The following is a 14994-nucleotide window of genomic DNA, read 5'->3' as shown; positions in this document are numbered from 1 at the left end:
CCCGCCTGGCGCGCATATTGCGCCTGCACCGGCCAGATCGCCGGGTCGTGGCGCATCACCCCGCGGGTGTAATAATTGATCCCCAGCCAGTCGATCGGCTGGGCGGCCAAAGCGAGCTCCTCGGCGGTCCAGTCGCGCCACGCCGCGCCGAAGATTTCGGCCATTTCGGGCGGGCAGCCGAGGCCGAAGGCGGGGTCGAGATATTGGCGGTTCATGTAGGCGTCGGAGCGCAAGGCGGCGGCGCAATCCTCGGGCGAGTCCGAGGCGGGGAATTTGGGCTCGATATTGACCACCAGGCCGAACTCGTGCGCGCCGACCGAGCGGTAGCGCTGGACCGCTGCGCCGTGGGCAAGCATCAGATTGCGCGAGGCGATCGGCGTCTCGAACAGGTTGCGGTGGCCCGGCGCCAGCTTACCGTGGAGGTAACCGCCGTCGGTCACCACCCACGGTTCGTTGAGCGTCGCCCATTGCTTGACCCGCCCGTCCAGCCGCTCGAACAGCGCGGCGCCATAATCGGCGAACCACGACGCGATGTCTGGGTTGAGCCAGCCGCCGCGGTCGTCGAGCGCGGCCGGGAGGTCCCAATGATAGAGCGTCGGCAGCGGAGCAATTCCGGCCTCGAGGAGGCCATCGACAAGGCGCTCGTAGAAATCGAGGCCGGGCTGGTTGAGGCGGCCGGTGCCGTCGGGGAAAATGCGGCCCCAGTTGATGCTAAACCGGTAGGCTTGCAGCCCGAGCGAGCGCATCAGCGCGATGTCGTCGCGGAACCGGTTGTAATGGTCGCAGGCGATATCGCCGGTGTCGCCGTCAGCGGTCAGCCCGGGCGTATGGAGAAACCGTTGCCAGATGCTTGGCCCAGCGCCATCGGCCATGGGCGAGCCCTCGATCTGATAGGCCGAGGTGGCGGCGCCCCACAGGAAGCCGTCAGGGAATTTGATCATTATTGGTCCTCAGTTGGTCGCGGCGCCCGCCGCTGCTGGAGTAGCCACAGGTACAGCGCGGGGTCGCCATAGGCGGGATCCCAGCTATTGTGACCGAAATTCGGAAAAATGGTGAGCCGGGGCGCGCCGCCGCAGGTGCGAATTGCGCGGACCATGGCGAAGCTGCCTTCGGGAGGAACGGTGTCGTCGCGGTCACCGTGGAATGCCCACACCGGCGTTTCCTTCAAGGCGCAGGCGGTGGCGGGGTCACCAATTCCCGCGACTGGTGCGACGGCGGCAAAGCGGGTCGGCCGGGCGGCCGCCCAGCGCCAACTGGCGTGGCCGCCGAGGCTGAGCCCGGTCAGGTAGACCCGCGCACGGTCGATGCGCAGCGTGGCGAGAGTGCGGTCGAGCAGTGCGTCGAGCCGCGTGGCGTTCCAATCCTGGTCGCGGGGCAATTGCGGCGAGACCAGTACGAAGGGAAAGGACGGATCGCGGTCGGCAAGCTTGGGCGGACCGTGCGCCTTGACCGAGGCAAGATCGTCGCCGCGCTCGCCCGAGCCGTGGAGGAAGATGAGAAGCGGCCAGAGCGCTGCGCGGTCGGCCGCGTAGCTTGGCGGCAAATGGAGCAAATAGGCGTATCCGCCGGGCTCCACCGGGGGTTGCGGGTGCTGGCCGGCGGCGGGAACGGCGGCGAGTGCCAGTGCAGCCAGCGCAGTGATCATTTCCCTACCTCGATCCGGATCGGCTGGCCGGTAGCGCGAAAGGCCAGCACGCCGTCGCGCCATGGCACTGCGCGGCCATCGACACGCGCCGGGGGTGCGTTGCCGCTGAACGGCCAAGTGAGGACGAATCCGCCGGGCGGGCGTGCGCTGCCGCCGACTGTGGCGGAGAGCTGGCGAGCGTCGCCACGAATGGCAAAATCCAGCGTGCCATAGGGAGTCGCCAGCCCGGCGATGCTCGACCCTTCGCCGCTGAGCCAAGTCGCGGAAAGGCCCGCGCCCAGCACGAGCGCGCTGTCATCGCGGCGCTCCCAAGCGAACATGTCGAGCATGCCGCGCACGAAGTCGGACGCGACCCAGGCATGGGGCATATCGCCAATGAAGCGAATTTCGCGCGCGTCGCGCCCGACCACTTCGGCCCACTGATTCCACGCGGCGGGGCGGCGGTCAGCCATGAAGAAATCGAGCAACGTATCGATGCGGTCGCGCCAGCCGAGCCGAACGAAGCTGCCCAGCGTGCGAGTTTCGTAGGGAGTGTAATCCTTCCACGCCCGGGTGCCCGCGGCGCGTGTCTTGAATTCACTCCAGTAGCGCTCGAAGGTCGCGATCAGCATGGCGGGATCGAGCCGCGCCTGCTCGTTGCCGGGGTCGAGCGCGATGGTCGTCGAGGTAGCGTCGAAATCTCCAAGGCTGGTGGCGCCGGGGATGTGGGCGATTTTCCAATGGTCGCGCGCGGCGAGGATGGCGGCGTGGAGGTCGGCGGCGAACTGGTCGCGTGAAGACGCGAGGAAGGCAGCTTCGGGCCGGCCGAGAACCCGCGCAATTTCGGCCGCGTCGCGATAGCCGCGCAGGGCCCAGAAGTCGTCCCACAGGCTGTATTGCGGCTTGGCCGAATAACCCTCGTGGCTGATTGACGGCGGCATCAGCCCATACAGCATGCGTCGGCGGGGCGTGAGGTTGGCGGGGGTGCGCTCGCTGAGCCTAAGCTCGTCCATGTAGCGCGCCGCCGCGAACACCGACGGCCAGTCGCGGGCGAGCGCAGCGCGGTCTCCGGTGAAGCGGTAGAGCTGGTGAACGAGGAATATATACTCGCCGTGGCTGTCGTTCTCCGGCACCGGATCGGCGCCGCGGAAATCGACGCAGCAGGGAACCTTGCCGCTCTTGAACTGATAGGGGCGGTACCAGTCCGCGAAGGCGCGCGCGACATCGGCGCGGCCCATCCGGAGCAGGGCTTCGGACATCATCGCGCCGTCGCGCACCCACGCCCGGTCGTAGCTGCGGGTGCCGGGCTTGAGCATCGGCCCGTCGCGGCTGGTGAGGATGTGCGCGAAGGCCGTGGCGAGGGTGTCGGCGATCGCCTGCTTGGCCGGCGGTACACGTAGCTGGACGCGGTTGAGGACAGTGCGCCAATGATCTGTGGTTGCCGCGTACGCCGATTCCCAGGACGGCACGGCGCCGTCCGCGGCGGGCATGGTTAGGACAATCTGCTCGCTTGCTCCGGGCGCGAGTTCGAGGTGGTAGACAAGGTCGGTGGTCGCCATGTCCTTGCCGGGCAGCGCGGCGAAAGTCGCGGCGTCGGGCGCGCGGCTGGCGACCAGGGTGCGCACGGCCGGCGGGTCACCTTCGCCCAGCGGCTGGATGATGGTCAGCCGCGCGCCGTCGCGCCCGATGCTCGAGATGGCACTGACGCCACCCTGCTGGGCGAGGAACTGCGCAGGCGGATTGACCTGCCACGGGCGTATGCCGAGCCGCAGCTCGATGGCGCGGCGCGGCCCCGCGGAATTGCTCAGGCGGTAGCTAGCGTGCACTGCGCGGCCGGCGCTGTCGGTGAGCAGGGTAGTGGCGAGGCGGATGCCTGGCGCGGCCCAGGTCACGGTCGGGATCGGCAATTTGCCGTCGGCGAGCGAGTGGCTTGGGGAAACCGACGACCAATCGAAGCGGCGGCCGCGATCGATCACCACTGGCTCGATCGAGTAGCTGCCCTTGGCGGGCTCGACCGCGCCGTCTTCGCTGATCAGCGCGGTGACTTTGCCGCCGTCGCTGCCGGCCAGCGTCCAGTACGGCTGCTCGCCGATGAACGCGCGCGGGAAGGTGCCGCGCGGGCTGGACTTGGCGAGCACCGCGACGGCGTCGTTGGCAGAAGCTTCCGCCGGCCGTGCGGCGACTGGCTCGCCGGGCAGTGCTACGATGCTCAAACCGTCGATCGCGATGCTGCCGGCGCCGCCGTCGCGGTTGCGCGCAACCACGATCTCGATGCCGTCGGCGTGGCGCAAGGCCTTGTCCTCGGCCGGGCCCCAGGCGAAGCCGATCTCGCTCGCCGGGATGATGACATCCTGCCATTCGGCGGGCGGGCGGAAATTGCGCCACACCTTCCACCAAACATTGTCGCCGTCGGTCAGCTTCAGCTGAAAGTCATTGCGGCTGCCGGTGCCTTTGACCTTGAAGCGGATTTCGTAATTGCGCGGGATTGCGATGTCCGCCGTCCGACGCATGAAGGCATAGCCCGACACCTCGGCGAAATCGTAGTTCAGCGCGACCGCCTCGCCCGCCGCGCCGGGCACCACGGCGCTCGACGCGGCGACGCTGTCCGAGCCCTTCGCCACCCACGGAGCGGCGGTGTCCATCGGGTCGATGAGGATTGGCGCGGGCGCCGCTGCCAGCAGCGCCAGCGCGGCGAGCGAAACGAGGAGTCTCACCCCTTGACGCTCCCCGCCAGCAGGCCCTGCATGTAGTAGCGCTGGAGCACGAGGAACAGCAGCAGCACCGGCAGTATGGTGAGGACCGAGCCGGCCATCATCAATTCATTGTCCTGGACATGCTCGCGCGACAAAGCGGCGAGCGCGACGGGCAGTGTGTATTTGTCCTGGTCGGTCAGAATGATCAGCGGCCACATGAAGTCGTTCCACACCCCGAGGAAGGTGAACAACGCCAGCGTGACGAGGATGGGGGTCAGAACGGGGACGACGATCTGGAGGAAGATGCGGAACTCGCTGGCGCCATCGATCCGCGCTGCCTCGAGCAACTCATTGGGGATCGACAGCGCATATTGGCGCACTAGGAAGATGCCGAAGATGCTTGCGGTGACCGGCACCAGCACCCCGGCGAAACTGTTGATGAGGCCGATTTCCTTGAGCATCAGGAACAGCGGCAGCATGGTCACCTGAGCGGGGATAACCAGCGCCGCGAGCATCAGTTGAAAAATGCGGTTGCGGCCAGCGAAGCGCAATTTGGCGAAGGCGTAGCCGGCGGTGGCGTTGAACGCGAGCGACAGCGCAGTGCCGAGCGTGGCGACGAGCAGGCTGTTGAGGAAGTAGCGGGTAATCCCGGTTGTCTTGAACAGCGCGACATAGGCGCTGAGGCCGGGGTTGTCAGGCAGCAACGGCGGCGGGAATTGGCTCGCCTCGCCCGGCGCCATCAGCGACACCGACACCATCCACAGCAGCGGGAACAAGGCGAACGCTGCAAGCAGCCCGAGCAGAGTCAGCTTAAGCACGGACCCGCCGCGCGCACGACGCATCAGGCATCCCCCCGCGACTGGGCGAGGCGGTACTGGACTACGGTGATGGCGAAGATGATCACAAACAGGATGAAAGCGACCGCCGAGGCGAACCCGAGGTTCCACCATTTGAAGCCCTGCTCGTACATGAAATAGAGCACGCTGACGGTGCTTTCGACCGGGCCGCCTTGGGTCATCACATAAGGCTCGGCGAACAATTGGAAATAGCCCGCCATGGTGAGGATCGAGACCAACAGGATCATCGGCCCGAGCCCGGGCAAAGTGACATGGCGGAAACGGTGCCAGGCGTTGGCGCCGTCGATCCGCGCCGCTTCATAAAGGTCGTTGGGAATGGTCTGCAGCCCGGCGAGCAGGATCACCATGTTGTAGCCGAAGTTCTTCCACACCGCGAACAGGATGATCGCCGGCATCGCCCAATTGGGGTCGCCGAGCCAGTCGACCGGGTCGATGCCGAGCCGCTCGAGCCCGTAATTGAGCATGCCGTATCGGGTGTGCAGCAGATAGCGCCAGATCACCGCGACGGCGACCAATGTAGTCACCACCGGCGCGAACAAGGCCGTGCGGAACAGGCCGACCAACTTGGATGCGACGCCGTTGAGCAGCATCGCGGCCCCGAGCGACAGGCCGATCGACAGTGGCACGCCAACCAGCACAAAGTAGAATGTGTTGAGCAGGGCCTTCCAGAACAATGGGGTGGCGAGCAGGTCGCCGTAATTGCCAAAGCCAACGAAGCGCAGGTCGCGGTAATCGGCCAGCGCGTAGAGATCGAAATCGGTCAGGCTGAGGACGAACGCGAGCAGCACCGGCACCGCGAAGAACAGGCCGAGCATGAACAATGCCGGGCCGGCGAACAGCCAGCCGGCGCGCGTGCGGCGGACCGTCATTGGCGGGCCTCGCGCGCCATCTTCCAGCGGCGCTTCTCGAGAATGTCGTCGGTGTCGGCGTCAAGCGTGGCGCGAAACTTGGCAGCAGTGACCTGGCCAGCTACCGCGCGTTCGGAGACGGTGCGCATCTGTTGGCCGATGCGCTCCCATTCGGGCACCGCGGGGGGCGGCCTGGTCCGCTCGAGCTGCTCGCGGAAGGCCTTGGCGTAGGGATCGCCGGCAAGCACCGCTGCATCCCACGCGCTGCGCCGTGGCGGAAGATCTCCGGTCAGCTCGAAAAAGCGCAGCTGCACCTTGGGCTGCGAGAGGAATTCGATCAGCTTCCAAGCCGCCGCCTTGCGCTCCGATTGGGCGAACACGGCGAGGCTCGAGCCACCCGCGATCGACAGGCCCGGGCCTGTAGGGCCGGGCAGCGGCGCAGTCATCCAGTCGTCCTGGCGGTCAGCCGGTAGGCGTCGTTTGAACTCGCCTATGTTCCACGGGCCGGTGATGACGAACGCGAAATGGCCTTTCGCAAATTCGTCATAGATGTTCGAGATCTGGGTGTTGGTGGCGCGGGGCGCGAGACCCTGCCGGAACAGGTCGAGGTAGAAGTCCGAGGCGCGGACGAAGCCGGTCGAGCGGAAATTGCCGAAGCGGCCATCACCGCGAAGCAGCGGCTCGGGCTGCTGCAAGGCTAGCGCGAGCAGCGGCTCATATTCGTTGATGGGCAGGAAGATGGCATAATCGCGCGGCGCCGCGCGTGCCTTGACTGCGCGCATCGCCTTAACCCAGCCGGGCCAATCGGACGGCACAGTGTCGTAACCTGCCGCGCTGAGCAGATCGCGGCGGTAGAACAGGATGCGGGTGTCGGCGTACCAGGGGATGCCCCAGGTGCGCCCGCCGATGACATTGCCCGACCAGCCGCCCGGGAAATAATCTTGCGGGGTGACCGCTAGGGATTGCTTGAGCAGGCCGTCAAGCGGTTCGAGCGCGCCCAAAGCGACCAGCTCGGGGACCCAGCTCGAGCCCAATTGGGCGATGTCGGGGGTTACCCGCCCGGCGAAGGCGGTAAGCAGTTTCTCGTGCGCCGCGCTCCACGGGATCTGCTGCAGCTCGACCTTGATCCCGGGGTTGAGCCGCTCGAACTCGGGGATCAGCTCGGCGACCACTTCGCCTTCGCGGCCCATTGCCCAGAACCGCACGGTCTCGCGGCCGTCGTCGGCCTTGGCGCAGCCGGCGAGCAGGAGCAGGAGGAGCAGCCACTTCATGCGGCGAGCCAGCCGCCGGTGAAGCCGGCGCGCTGCAGCCCGCGGCGGATATGCGGGTTGCCGCGCATGACCTCCCAGATCAGCCCGCTGCGGTGGTTCTCGATCATCGCCAGGATCGGGCCCTGGTCGATGCCGAGATAGTCGCCGTCATACCAGCCGCGGGCGGGGACGTGGCGGCCGTGCTTGAGCGGTACGGTCGGCGGCAGGCTGGGATTGAGCGAGTCGAGGAAGCCGTATTGCTGGTACAGCTCGTCGCCATGGTCGGCGCGCATTGCCATCAGCGCGTCGATGCACAGCTCGGGCGCAAACGGCACCGACCCGCCGACCGCGGTGGGGGCGACGGTGCCGTCGTCGAAATCGCCGGGGCCGCGCGCCGAGTAGGTGCGGAAGGTGCGGCTGCGGCCGGCGACATCGACCGTGACGTCGGCCGGGCCGTCGCACGCGGTGAGCCCCCACAGGCGCGGGCCGTAGCCGGTCCAGCCCATCGGGTTGCGCACAGCGTAAGCGTGCTGGGCAAGCGTCGCGCGGCGGCTGTTCTCGAAATAGTCGATGCCCTTCTCGCGCGTGAAAGCATCCTGGATGCCGCGGAAATCGACCCAGATGTGGCTGTACTGGTGGCCGAACAAAGGACCGAAGCGGATCAGCTGCTGCCCTTCCTCGACGGTCCAATGCTTGGGCAGGCCGGCCGACCACGCGGTCCAGCTGTCGGGGCCGAGCGCGTGAGTCGGCGAGCCGAGCGCGAGGACGTAGACCAGCATCGCTTCCGAATAAGCGATCCAGTCGTACGGGAGATGCCCCTTTTCCGGGCTCCAGCCGAGCGCGACAGTGGGCGGTCGGGCCTGGCTCCAGCGCCAGTCGACGCGGGCGTAGATGCGGTCGGCGAGATCGCGGATCTCGGACTCGCCGGGGCGATCGAAATAGCCCTGGGCGAACAGGATGCCGCCGAGCAGCAGCGCGGTGTCGACGGTCGACAACTCGGTGGTCTCGAAGCGCCGGCCGCGCTCCATGTCGACGAAGTGGTAGAAGAAGCCCTGGTGCCCGGTCATGCCGGTCGGGGCATCGCCTTGGGGGGCGCGAGCGAGGAAGCGTAGCGTCGCCAGCGTTCGTGCGGCGGCGGCGTGGCGGCCGATGAAACCGCGCTGCACACCGATCGGATAAGCGGTGAGCGCGAACCCGACCGCCGCCGTGCTGGCGAATGACGGGGTTGGGAAGCGGTCGCGGGCGAGCCCGTTGGAAGGGTTGGTGGTGTCCCAGAAGTAACGAAAGGCGCGCCGCTGGACGTCGTCGAGAAACGCATCCCTGGCGCGGGCACTCAGTCGGGCCATGGGCAGCGGAGGCGGTGCCGGAGTGCAGCCGAGGCCAGCGCCAGCTAGCCCGAGTGCGGTCAGCTTGAACAGGTCGCGGCGGGTCGTCACGGTTGCACTCCCGGCTCCACGAAAAGGTGGGGCGGAGGCGGCCTGAAGGCAGCCCCCGCCCCAGCGGCTTAGAAGCGGAACGCGGCGCCGAGCTGGAAGCTGCGCGGCGGTCCAGCGAGGCCGTTCGGCTTGCCGAAGTTGGGATTGCCGTCGCAGCAGATGAAACCGTCCGCCGAGCCGAAATTTGCGCGGTTGAGCAGGTTGAACACCTCGGCCGAGATGCTCAGCTCCTTGTCGCCCCACATCCGGAAGATTTTCTGCAAGCGAAGATCAACCTGGAGGAAGTGGGGCAGTTCTTCGAAGTAACCGAGCCTGATATTACCCGGCTGGAACCCGTCACGCGCATCGACGACAAAGAATGGCAGGCCGGAGCCGTATGTAACGAGGCCCGACACGCGGAAATCAAATGGCAGATCGGCGACGCCGTTGAGGACAGCACGGTGCTTCTCGTTACCGGCACCCGGCACGAACGGTTGGTCGCCAATGTTAGGATAGTCGAAGTTAAACGCCGTGCCGCGTTCCTTGGCGCGCAAGACGCCAGTGTAGGCGAGCCCAACGCCCCATCCCGACGCCTTGGTGTAAGGCTTATCGACACTAAGGAAGATCGCGTCATATTTGGTCGCGCGGGTGTTGAACGCCGCGACCGCGTCGCCGTAACCATTGATCAGAGGAATGAAGTCAAAGAAGCCGTTCGTGCCCGGCTCGGCCGAGCGGTTGAGGGGCGCATAGCCGATTTGATCCTTGCCGACCGTATGGTTGAAGGTCAGCGAGGTGCGGAAGATTCCGAGCCGCTGACGGACACCGATGCTGAATTGGTCGGTGTAGGGAGTCTTGAGATCGTTGGGGATGGCGCGCAGCTGGTTGGTCCCCGGCGAAGTCGGATCGGCGGCAAGGCTGGCCAGCAAGGCGTCGAAGCCCTGCTGAGTCAGATAAGCGTCCTGGAACTGGATGGTCGGTCGGCCGTCGCGGGGCAGGCCATCGCGCGAAAACAGCAGTTCACCCGAGCGGAATTGGGCAAACAGCGTCTCCTCAGCGGCACTGCGGAACAATGCGCGGTCATAATAGCGGCCGTAACCGCCGAAGAAGACCGTTCGCTGATCGGCATTGAGATCGTAAGAGAAGCCGATGCGCGGGGCGAAATTGTTCTTGTCAGCCTTGCGGTTGCCGTTCGAAATATAGTCCTCGACATCGAAGTACGATCCGATGCGCGGGTCGGTGCCGAGCGCGCGCAATGCCGCTACCGCGCGGTCGGGCGTCCGGAAGCTGTTGTTCTTGGCGTTGGAATCATAGTCCCAGCGCAAACCCGCGTTGACGATCAAATGCTCGTTTACCTCCCAATCGTCCTGCACGAACAGCCCGATCTGAGTGGTTTTGGCTTTGACCTCCGGATTGCCGCCGCCGAAGCGGACCACGGCGGGGAAGGTGAAGTCGAGATCGTCGCTAGTGTCGTCGGGCGTGCCGCGATCGTTTCTGACGAACTCAAACTGAGGATTGGCGTTGGGGCCGGTTCCGCCGACGCCATATTTTTGCAACGACAGCTTGGCGCCGAGCTTGACCAAGTGGCGGCCATGCCACTCAAGATCGGTGAAGCTGAAATTGTTGCGGAACGTCAGGCCTTTTTGCAGCACCTCCTGGAATTGCGGACGCCCGCCGACGCTGATCACGCCTTGGTAGATGCGCCCGAAGCCGGCGCTGCCAAGCGCGCCGAATTGCAGGTCCGACTTGAGCCAGTCGATCGTCGCTTCGTTGAGAAAGCCGTCGCCGCGCCAGTCATAGCGGAGCTTGGCGGTGTAAACATTGTTGTCGACATCCTCGCCGCGCTCGCGCGCTTCCGACCCGCCGAAGCCGCGCAGATCGGTCTCCTTGCGAATGCTCGCGCTCAATTCGACAAGATGATCTTCAGCCGCCTGGAAAGTCAGCTTGCCGAAGCCGAGATGCTCGCGGAACGGGCTTCCGAAGCTGCCGCGGAATTGATCGACGTCGAACGGCACCAGCGCCTGTTCCGCAGGGCTTCCGCCGGGAATTACAGTCAGCGCGCGGTCCTGCAGATTGGCCTCGTAACTGGCGAAGAAGAACAGCTTGTCTGGGATGATCGGCCCGCCCAAGCCGGCACCATACTGCTTGCGCTCAAGCTCCGGCTCTTCGAGGTCGTCGCGTTTGACGAAGAAATCACGATTGATCATTTTCTCGTTTTGGTAGGAGCCGAAGACTTCGCCCCGAAGCGTGTTGGTGCCGGACTTGGTGACCGCGGTGATGATCGCGGTTCCCGCATCTTCGAACTCGGCTTTGAAGTTGGAAGTCAGGACGCGGAATTCGCGCACCGCGAGCTGCGAGAATGGATTGCCGCGGCTGACATCCTGACCGACGATGCCGCCCTGGTTGACGTTGCTCTTGAGGCTGACCCCGTCGATGAACACGTTGACCTGCGGGCCGCCGAAGCTGTCGCCGTCGCGACCGGCGCCGACGCCGCCGCCAGAAAAGGTCTGGCGCTGATCTGTCTGGTTGACGCGGATGCCCGGCGCCAATTGCGCGAAGTTTAAGAAATTGCGGTTGTTCTGCGGCAGGTTCTCGATTTGCTGGTTGGACACGTTGGTGCCGACTTCCGACGTGCGGGTTTCGATCAGCCGGGTGCCGGTGACGACGATGGTGCCCTCATCGGAGGTTGCGGCGCCGCCCGCAGTGGGCGCGTCGCCCGCATCCACGGTGCCTTCGGGAGGCACGGCAGGTGCCGCCGTATCGACGTCAAGCGAAGCGGTCTGCCCGACTTCGATAATGACGCGACGGGTAATCGGGGTTCCGCCGGCCGCCGCAAAGCTGATGTCGTAGGTGCCGGGCCTAAGGCCGGTGAGGACGTACGAGCCGTCTGCACCAGCTTGCGCTCGGGTGGTGGCGCCGTTGTCGACGTTGACCGCGGTCACCGTCGCTCCGGGGACCGCGGCGGTGGCATTGGTGATATGGCCGCGGATGGTCGACGTCGTCAGCTGAGCATGCGCCGGCATTGCGGTCAGCAGCGAAGTCGCCAGCAGTGCGATGTGCAGTCCGAAAGCGGGCTTCCGGTTCGACGTCGATTTAGCCATGCTCGTGTCCCCTTTTGATTGATGTCGTTTGTGTTGGCATGACCGATGATGCACGGATCACCAGTTTCGGTTTGAACAGGCGCCGGCCGCCCGGCTCGCGTCCGGCGATGGCGTCGACGCAGCAGTCAAGCGCGCGGCGGCCGATCTCGGCGATCGGCACCGCTGCGGTGGTCAGCGGCGGGCTGACGTAGCGCGCGATGGGGATGTCGTCGAAGCCGGCGAGCGCGATGTCGCTAGGCACCGCGATGCCCGCTTCACGCAGTGCTTCGAGGCAGCCGATCGCCATCATGTCGTTGGCGCAGAACACTGCATCGGGGAGGCCGTCGGCGAGCAAACGCTGAGCGGCCGCGCGGCCGGCCTGTTCGGTAAAGTCGCCCGCTACGATGATCTCCGGCAGCTCGGCAGTGCGGATTGCGGAACGATACCCGCGCTGGCGCTCGCGCGCTTCGCTGTTGGCGGCCGGACCGGTGACGAACACGATGCGGCGGCGGCCCGCTTGCGCAAGATGTTCGGTGATGGCGAAGGCGCCGCCATAATTGTCGATGACGAACGATGGATGGTCGCCGCTGCCGCCGTTGTCGCCGAGGAAAATCATCGGCCCCGCGCCGCGCGCCGCATGGACCGCGTGCTCCTCGCTTGCGCTGGGCATCATGACGATCACCGAGTCGACCCTGCTGCGCATCGCGCGCAGCGCCGCGGCGGCTTCGGCGGGGTCGCCGTGCGAGCTCGACAGCAACAGATGCAGGCCGCGCGCGCGGGCGGAGAGATCGATGCCGCGAATGAGTTCGGAGAAGAATTCGCCGTGGAGATCGGGGAGCAGCACGCCGATGGTGTCGGTGCGCCGCGTGGACAGGGCGCGGGCGCCGCTGTGGGGCACGTAATCGAGTTCGCCGGCGACGCGCAGGACGCGATCGCGCGTCGGCACGGCGACGGTCGCAAGGCCGTTCAAAGTGCGGGACACCGTCGCCACCGAAACGTCCGCCGCACGGGCTACGTCGCGAATGGTGGCGCCACGCATCAGCGCGAGCGGTCCATGGCGCAATGCGGCGCGCGGCGTGTGCGAGTCATCCGGTCCCCTTACTTATGTCGCCGCAACGCATTCCTTACACGCAAATGTGTAAACGGTTACAGCGGCAACCTAACATTTCCGCCGACGACTGCAAGCGTCTCATTTTGCTGTTTTTATGTCAGCGGGTCAGGCGGCCAGTGCGCCAGGTGTGCCCGAAGCCCGCGGAAACGCCGCGCCGTCCGCATCGAACAAGTGGCAATCGGCGGGCCGGGCCGAGATCGACACTTTGTCCCCCTCTGCGATTGCCAGCTTGGGCGGCAATTGCATGACCAACGGATCGGTTGAGAATGCCGTGGTGATATAAGCGAAACGGACGTTGCCGAGCCATTCGATCAAAGTGACCGTCGCGGGTATGGCCCCGGGTGCCTTGGACACGGCAAGATGCTCCGGACGGATGCCGAGCATGACCGAGTCGCCAGGCTGCGCCGACGCGGTGTCGACCGCGGCCTTGAGCGTTAACCCGTCGGCAATTTCGACATTTGCCGTGCCCCCGCTCGAGCGGCCGAGTTTGGCGGCGATGAAATTCATTTGCGGGGATCCGATGAAACCGGCGACGAACTGCGTTGCGGGGCGCTCGTAAAGATCTTCGGCGGTGCCGATTTGCTGCACCTTACCACGGTCGAGGATGGCGATGCGGTCGGCTAAGGTCATCGCCTCGACCTGGTCGTGGGTGACGTAAATGGTGGTGGTCTTGAGCCGCTGGTGCAGCTTGGCGAATTCGTAGCGCATGCGGACGCGTAGCGCGGCGTCGAGGTTGGACAGCGGCTCGTCGAACAGGAACACCGACGGCTGACGCACGATCGCCCGGCCGATCGCAACGCGCTGGCGCTGCCCCCCCGAAAGCGCCTTGGGCTTGCGGTCGAGCAGGTGCTCGATGTCGAGCAGATTGGCGGCATCCCTGACCGCACCATCAATTTCGGCGCGATCCTTCCCCATCAGACGCAATCCGAACGCCATGTTATCGTACAGGCTCATGTGCGGGTAGAGCGCATAGGACTGGAACACCATCGCGATGCCGCGCTTGGCCGGGGGCACGTCATTGACGCGTTGGTCGCCAATCAGGACATCGCCCGAATCGACATCGTCGAGCCCGGCAATGGCGCGCAACAGCGTCGACTTACCGCAGCCAGAAGGACCGACGAGGACGAGGAATTCACCGTCGGCGACGGTCAGGCTGACGTCGCGCAGCACCGGCGTCGCTCCGAACCCTTTACTTACCCCGCGCAGTTCGACCGTCGCCATGCCATTCCCGCCAATCCGTGAGTCTGGCTGCCAAGGTGCGGGATTGAAAAGAAAACTGCAACGGTCGCCTTTTCGTCAAGCGTCGGCTGAGCTTACTCGCCTGATGATAGCACCGCCTTTCAGGTGTTCATGGGCATGTCTATCACGCGGCCGGTGCGCGCGGAGATCGATGACAGCTTCACAATGTTCGTTTTGGGTGGAAAGCGGACGGAAGAATAAGCCGCTAAGGTAGAAATGCATCGACGAAGCCAACCTCACGCATCGTCATCTTCGACAGGTCCAAGCCGCACCCGACCCGCACGGCATCACCAGCTCGCCTCATGGCCGCCCGTGCAGGAGGGAAAACTGCTTGGGGCAGCTTGTCGTACGCGAGGAAGGCGTGTGTAACGTGCGTTCCAGTCTGGACATGGTCAATACGGAGGATGGCGGCCCCCTGCTCGTTGCCCGGCGTGAAGTAATACTCAAACTGCGCAACTGGCGTTCCTTCGGGAGGAACGACGAAGTCCAAGCGGTGCACCTGACCGAAAGCCTTCCGAAGCGCTCCGTCCACACATTTCACGTCTATCTTCGTGGGATACTCGGCCTCGGCACGTATTCCATATGCGGTATCACAGCCACCCAGACACAGGGCAAAGCAAACCAACGAAACTGATTTCCGGCGCATCAACGCCTCCAGCGCTGGCCCCCGTTACATCTCATGTGACAGCGACTGCTGATGTCCGCAATGGGTCGAAAGCGGACCTTGAGCGTTCAGTTCGACTAGGAGAGAAGGATCGCGATGATTAAGCGTGCCGCCATGACCGCATATTATCCCGCCGAGGTTGGGGCGAGCTGATGCGCGCGTAGCGAACAGACCCCCAGCCTCCCCCGCCCGCCCAGCTTGCGCTCGGCGGGTTTT

The 14994-nt window shown here is 65.5% G+C and carries 11 protein-coding genes; all 11 read right to left on the bottom strand.

Going from position 1 to position 14994, the window contains the following annotated elements; translation table 11 throughout:
• Positions 1 to 941, bottom strand: a 941-nt coding sequence (locus tag RMP08_RS11115) for a family 1 glycosylhydrolase (RefSeq protein WP_310469066.1), incomplete at its 3' end; no start/stop codon positions are given.
• Entirely contained in the window at positions 941 to 1645 is a 705-nt protein-coding gene (locus RMP08_RS11110) for an alpha/beta hydrolase-fold protein (protein WP_310469065.1), read from the bottom strand. The genes RMP08_RS11110 and RMP08_RS11115, both read right to left, overlap by 1 nt.
• Positions 1642 to 4338 (bottom strand): hypothetical protein, encoded by a 2697-nt coding sequence (locus RMP08_RS11105; protein WP_310469064.1) that lies wholly within the window; start codon positions 4336 to 4338, stop codon positions 1642 to 1644. Before RMP08_RS11105 ends, RMP08_RS11110 begins: the two co-directional genes overlap by 4 nt.
• On the bottom strand, positions 4335 to 5135 hold the full coding sequence (locus RMP08_RS11100; protein WP_310469063.1) for a carbohydrate ABC transporter permease: 801 nt from the start codon (positions 5133 to 5135) through the stop codon (positions 4335 to 4337). The genes RMP08_RS11105 and RMP08_RS11100 overlap by 4 nt, the downstream gene beginning before the upstream one ends.
• Positions 5136 to 5158: 23 nt before the next feature.
• Positions 5159 to 6043, bottom strand: a complete 885-nt coding sequence (locus RMP08_RS11095; RefSeq protein WP_310469062.1) for a sugar ABC transporter permease — start codon at positions 6041 to 6043, stop codon at positions 5159 to 5161.
• Positions 6040 to 7293, bottom strand: a complete 1254-nt coding sequence (locus RMP08_RS11090; protein ID WP_310469061.1) for a sugar ABC transporter substrate-binding protein — start codon at positions 7291 to 7293, stop codon at positions 6040 to 6042. Before RMP08_RS11090 ends, RMP08_RS11095 begins: the two co-directional genes overlap by 4 nt.
• On the bottom strand, positions 7290 to 8708 hold the full coding sequence (locus RMP08_RS11085; protein ID WP_310469060.1) for a glucoamylase family protein: 1419 nt from the start codon (positions 8706 to 8708) through the stop codon (positions 7290 to 7292). Before RMP08_RS11085 ends, RMP08_RS11090 begins: the two co-directional genes overlap by 4 nt.
• A 68-nt stretch (positions 8709 to 8776) precedes the next feature.
• Positions 8777 to 11785: a TonB-dependent receptor domain-containing protein gene (locus RMP08_RS11080; protein WP_310469059.1), complete on the bottom strand. Its 3009-nt coding sequence runs from the start codon at positions 11783 to 11785 to the stop codon at positions 8777 to 8779.
• Positions 11778 to 12803 (bottom strand): LacI family DNA-binding transcriptional regulator, encoded by a 1026-nt coding sequence (locus RMP08_RS11075; protein WP_310469058.1) that lies wholly within the window; start codon positions 12801 to 12803, stop codon positions 11778 to 11780. The genes RMP08_RS11080 and RMP08_RS11075 overlap by 8 nt, the downstream gene beginning before the upstream one ends.
• A gap of 177 nt (positions 12804 to 12980) precedes the next feature.
• Positions 12981 to 14096 carry an ABC transporter ATP-binding protein gene (locus tag RMP08_RS11070; protein WP_310469057.1) on the bottom strand — a complete coding sequence of 372 codons (1116 nt, stop codon included), beginning with the start codon at positions 14094 to 14096 and terminating at the stop codon, positions 12981 to 12983.
• A 223-nt stretch (positions 14097 to 14319) separates the two neighbouring features.
• The gene (locus tag RMP08_RS11065) at positions 14320 to 14604 is read right to left on the bottom strand and encodes a hypothetical protein (protein ID WP_310469056.1); all 285 of its coding nucleotides are present in this window, start codon (positions 14602 to 14604) and stop codon (positions 14320 to 14322) included.
• Between the last annotated feature and the right edge of the window lie 390 nt (positions 14605 to 14994).

Source organism: Sphingomonas sp. (assembly GCF_031426035.1).
GTDB lineage: Bacteria > Pseudomonadota > Alphaproteobacteria > Sphingomonadales > Sphingomonadaceae > Sphingomicrobium.
This window is presented reverse-complemented; position numbering and strand designations above follow the sequence as displayed.

What these genes read in the sequence shown, in the direction of transcription:
- RMP08_RS11110 (WP_310469065.1), bottom strand. Translation starts at nt 1,645, where the DNA reads ATGATCACTGCGCTGGCTGCACTGGCACTCGCCGCCGTTCCCGCCGCC.
- RMP08_RS11095 (WP_310469062.1), bottom strand. Translation starts at nt 6,043, where the DNA reads ATGACGGTCCGCCGCACGCGCGCCGGCTGGCTGTTCGCCGGCCCGGCA.
- RMP08_RS11090 (WP_310469061.1), bottom strand. Translation starts at nt 7,293, where the DNA reads ATGAAGTGGCTGCTCCTCCTGCTCCTGCTCGCCGGCTGCGCCAAGGCC.
- RMP08_RS11080 (WP_310469059.1), bottom strand. Translation starts at nt 11,785, where the DNA reads ATGGCTAAATCGACGTCGAACCGGAAGCCCGCTTTCGGACTGCACATC.
- RMP08_RS11075 (WP_310469058.1), bottom strand. Translation starts at nt 12,803, where the DNA reads ATGCGTGGCGCCACCATTCGCGACGTAGCCCGTGCGGCGGACGTTTCG.
- RMP08_RS11070 (WP_310469057.1), bottom strand. Translation starts at nt 14,096, where the DNA reads ATGGCGACGGTCGAACTGCGCGGGGTAAGTAAAGGGTTCGGAGCGACG.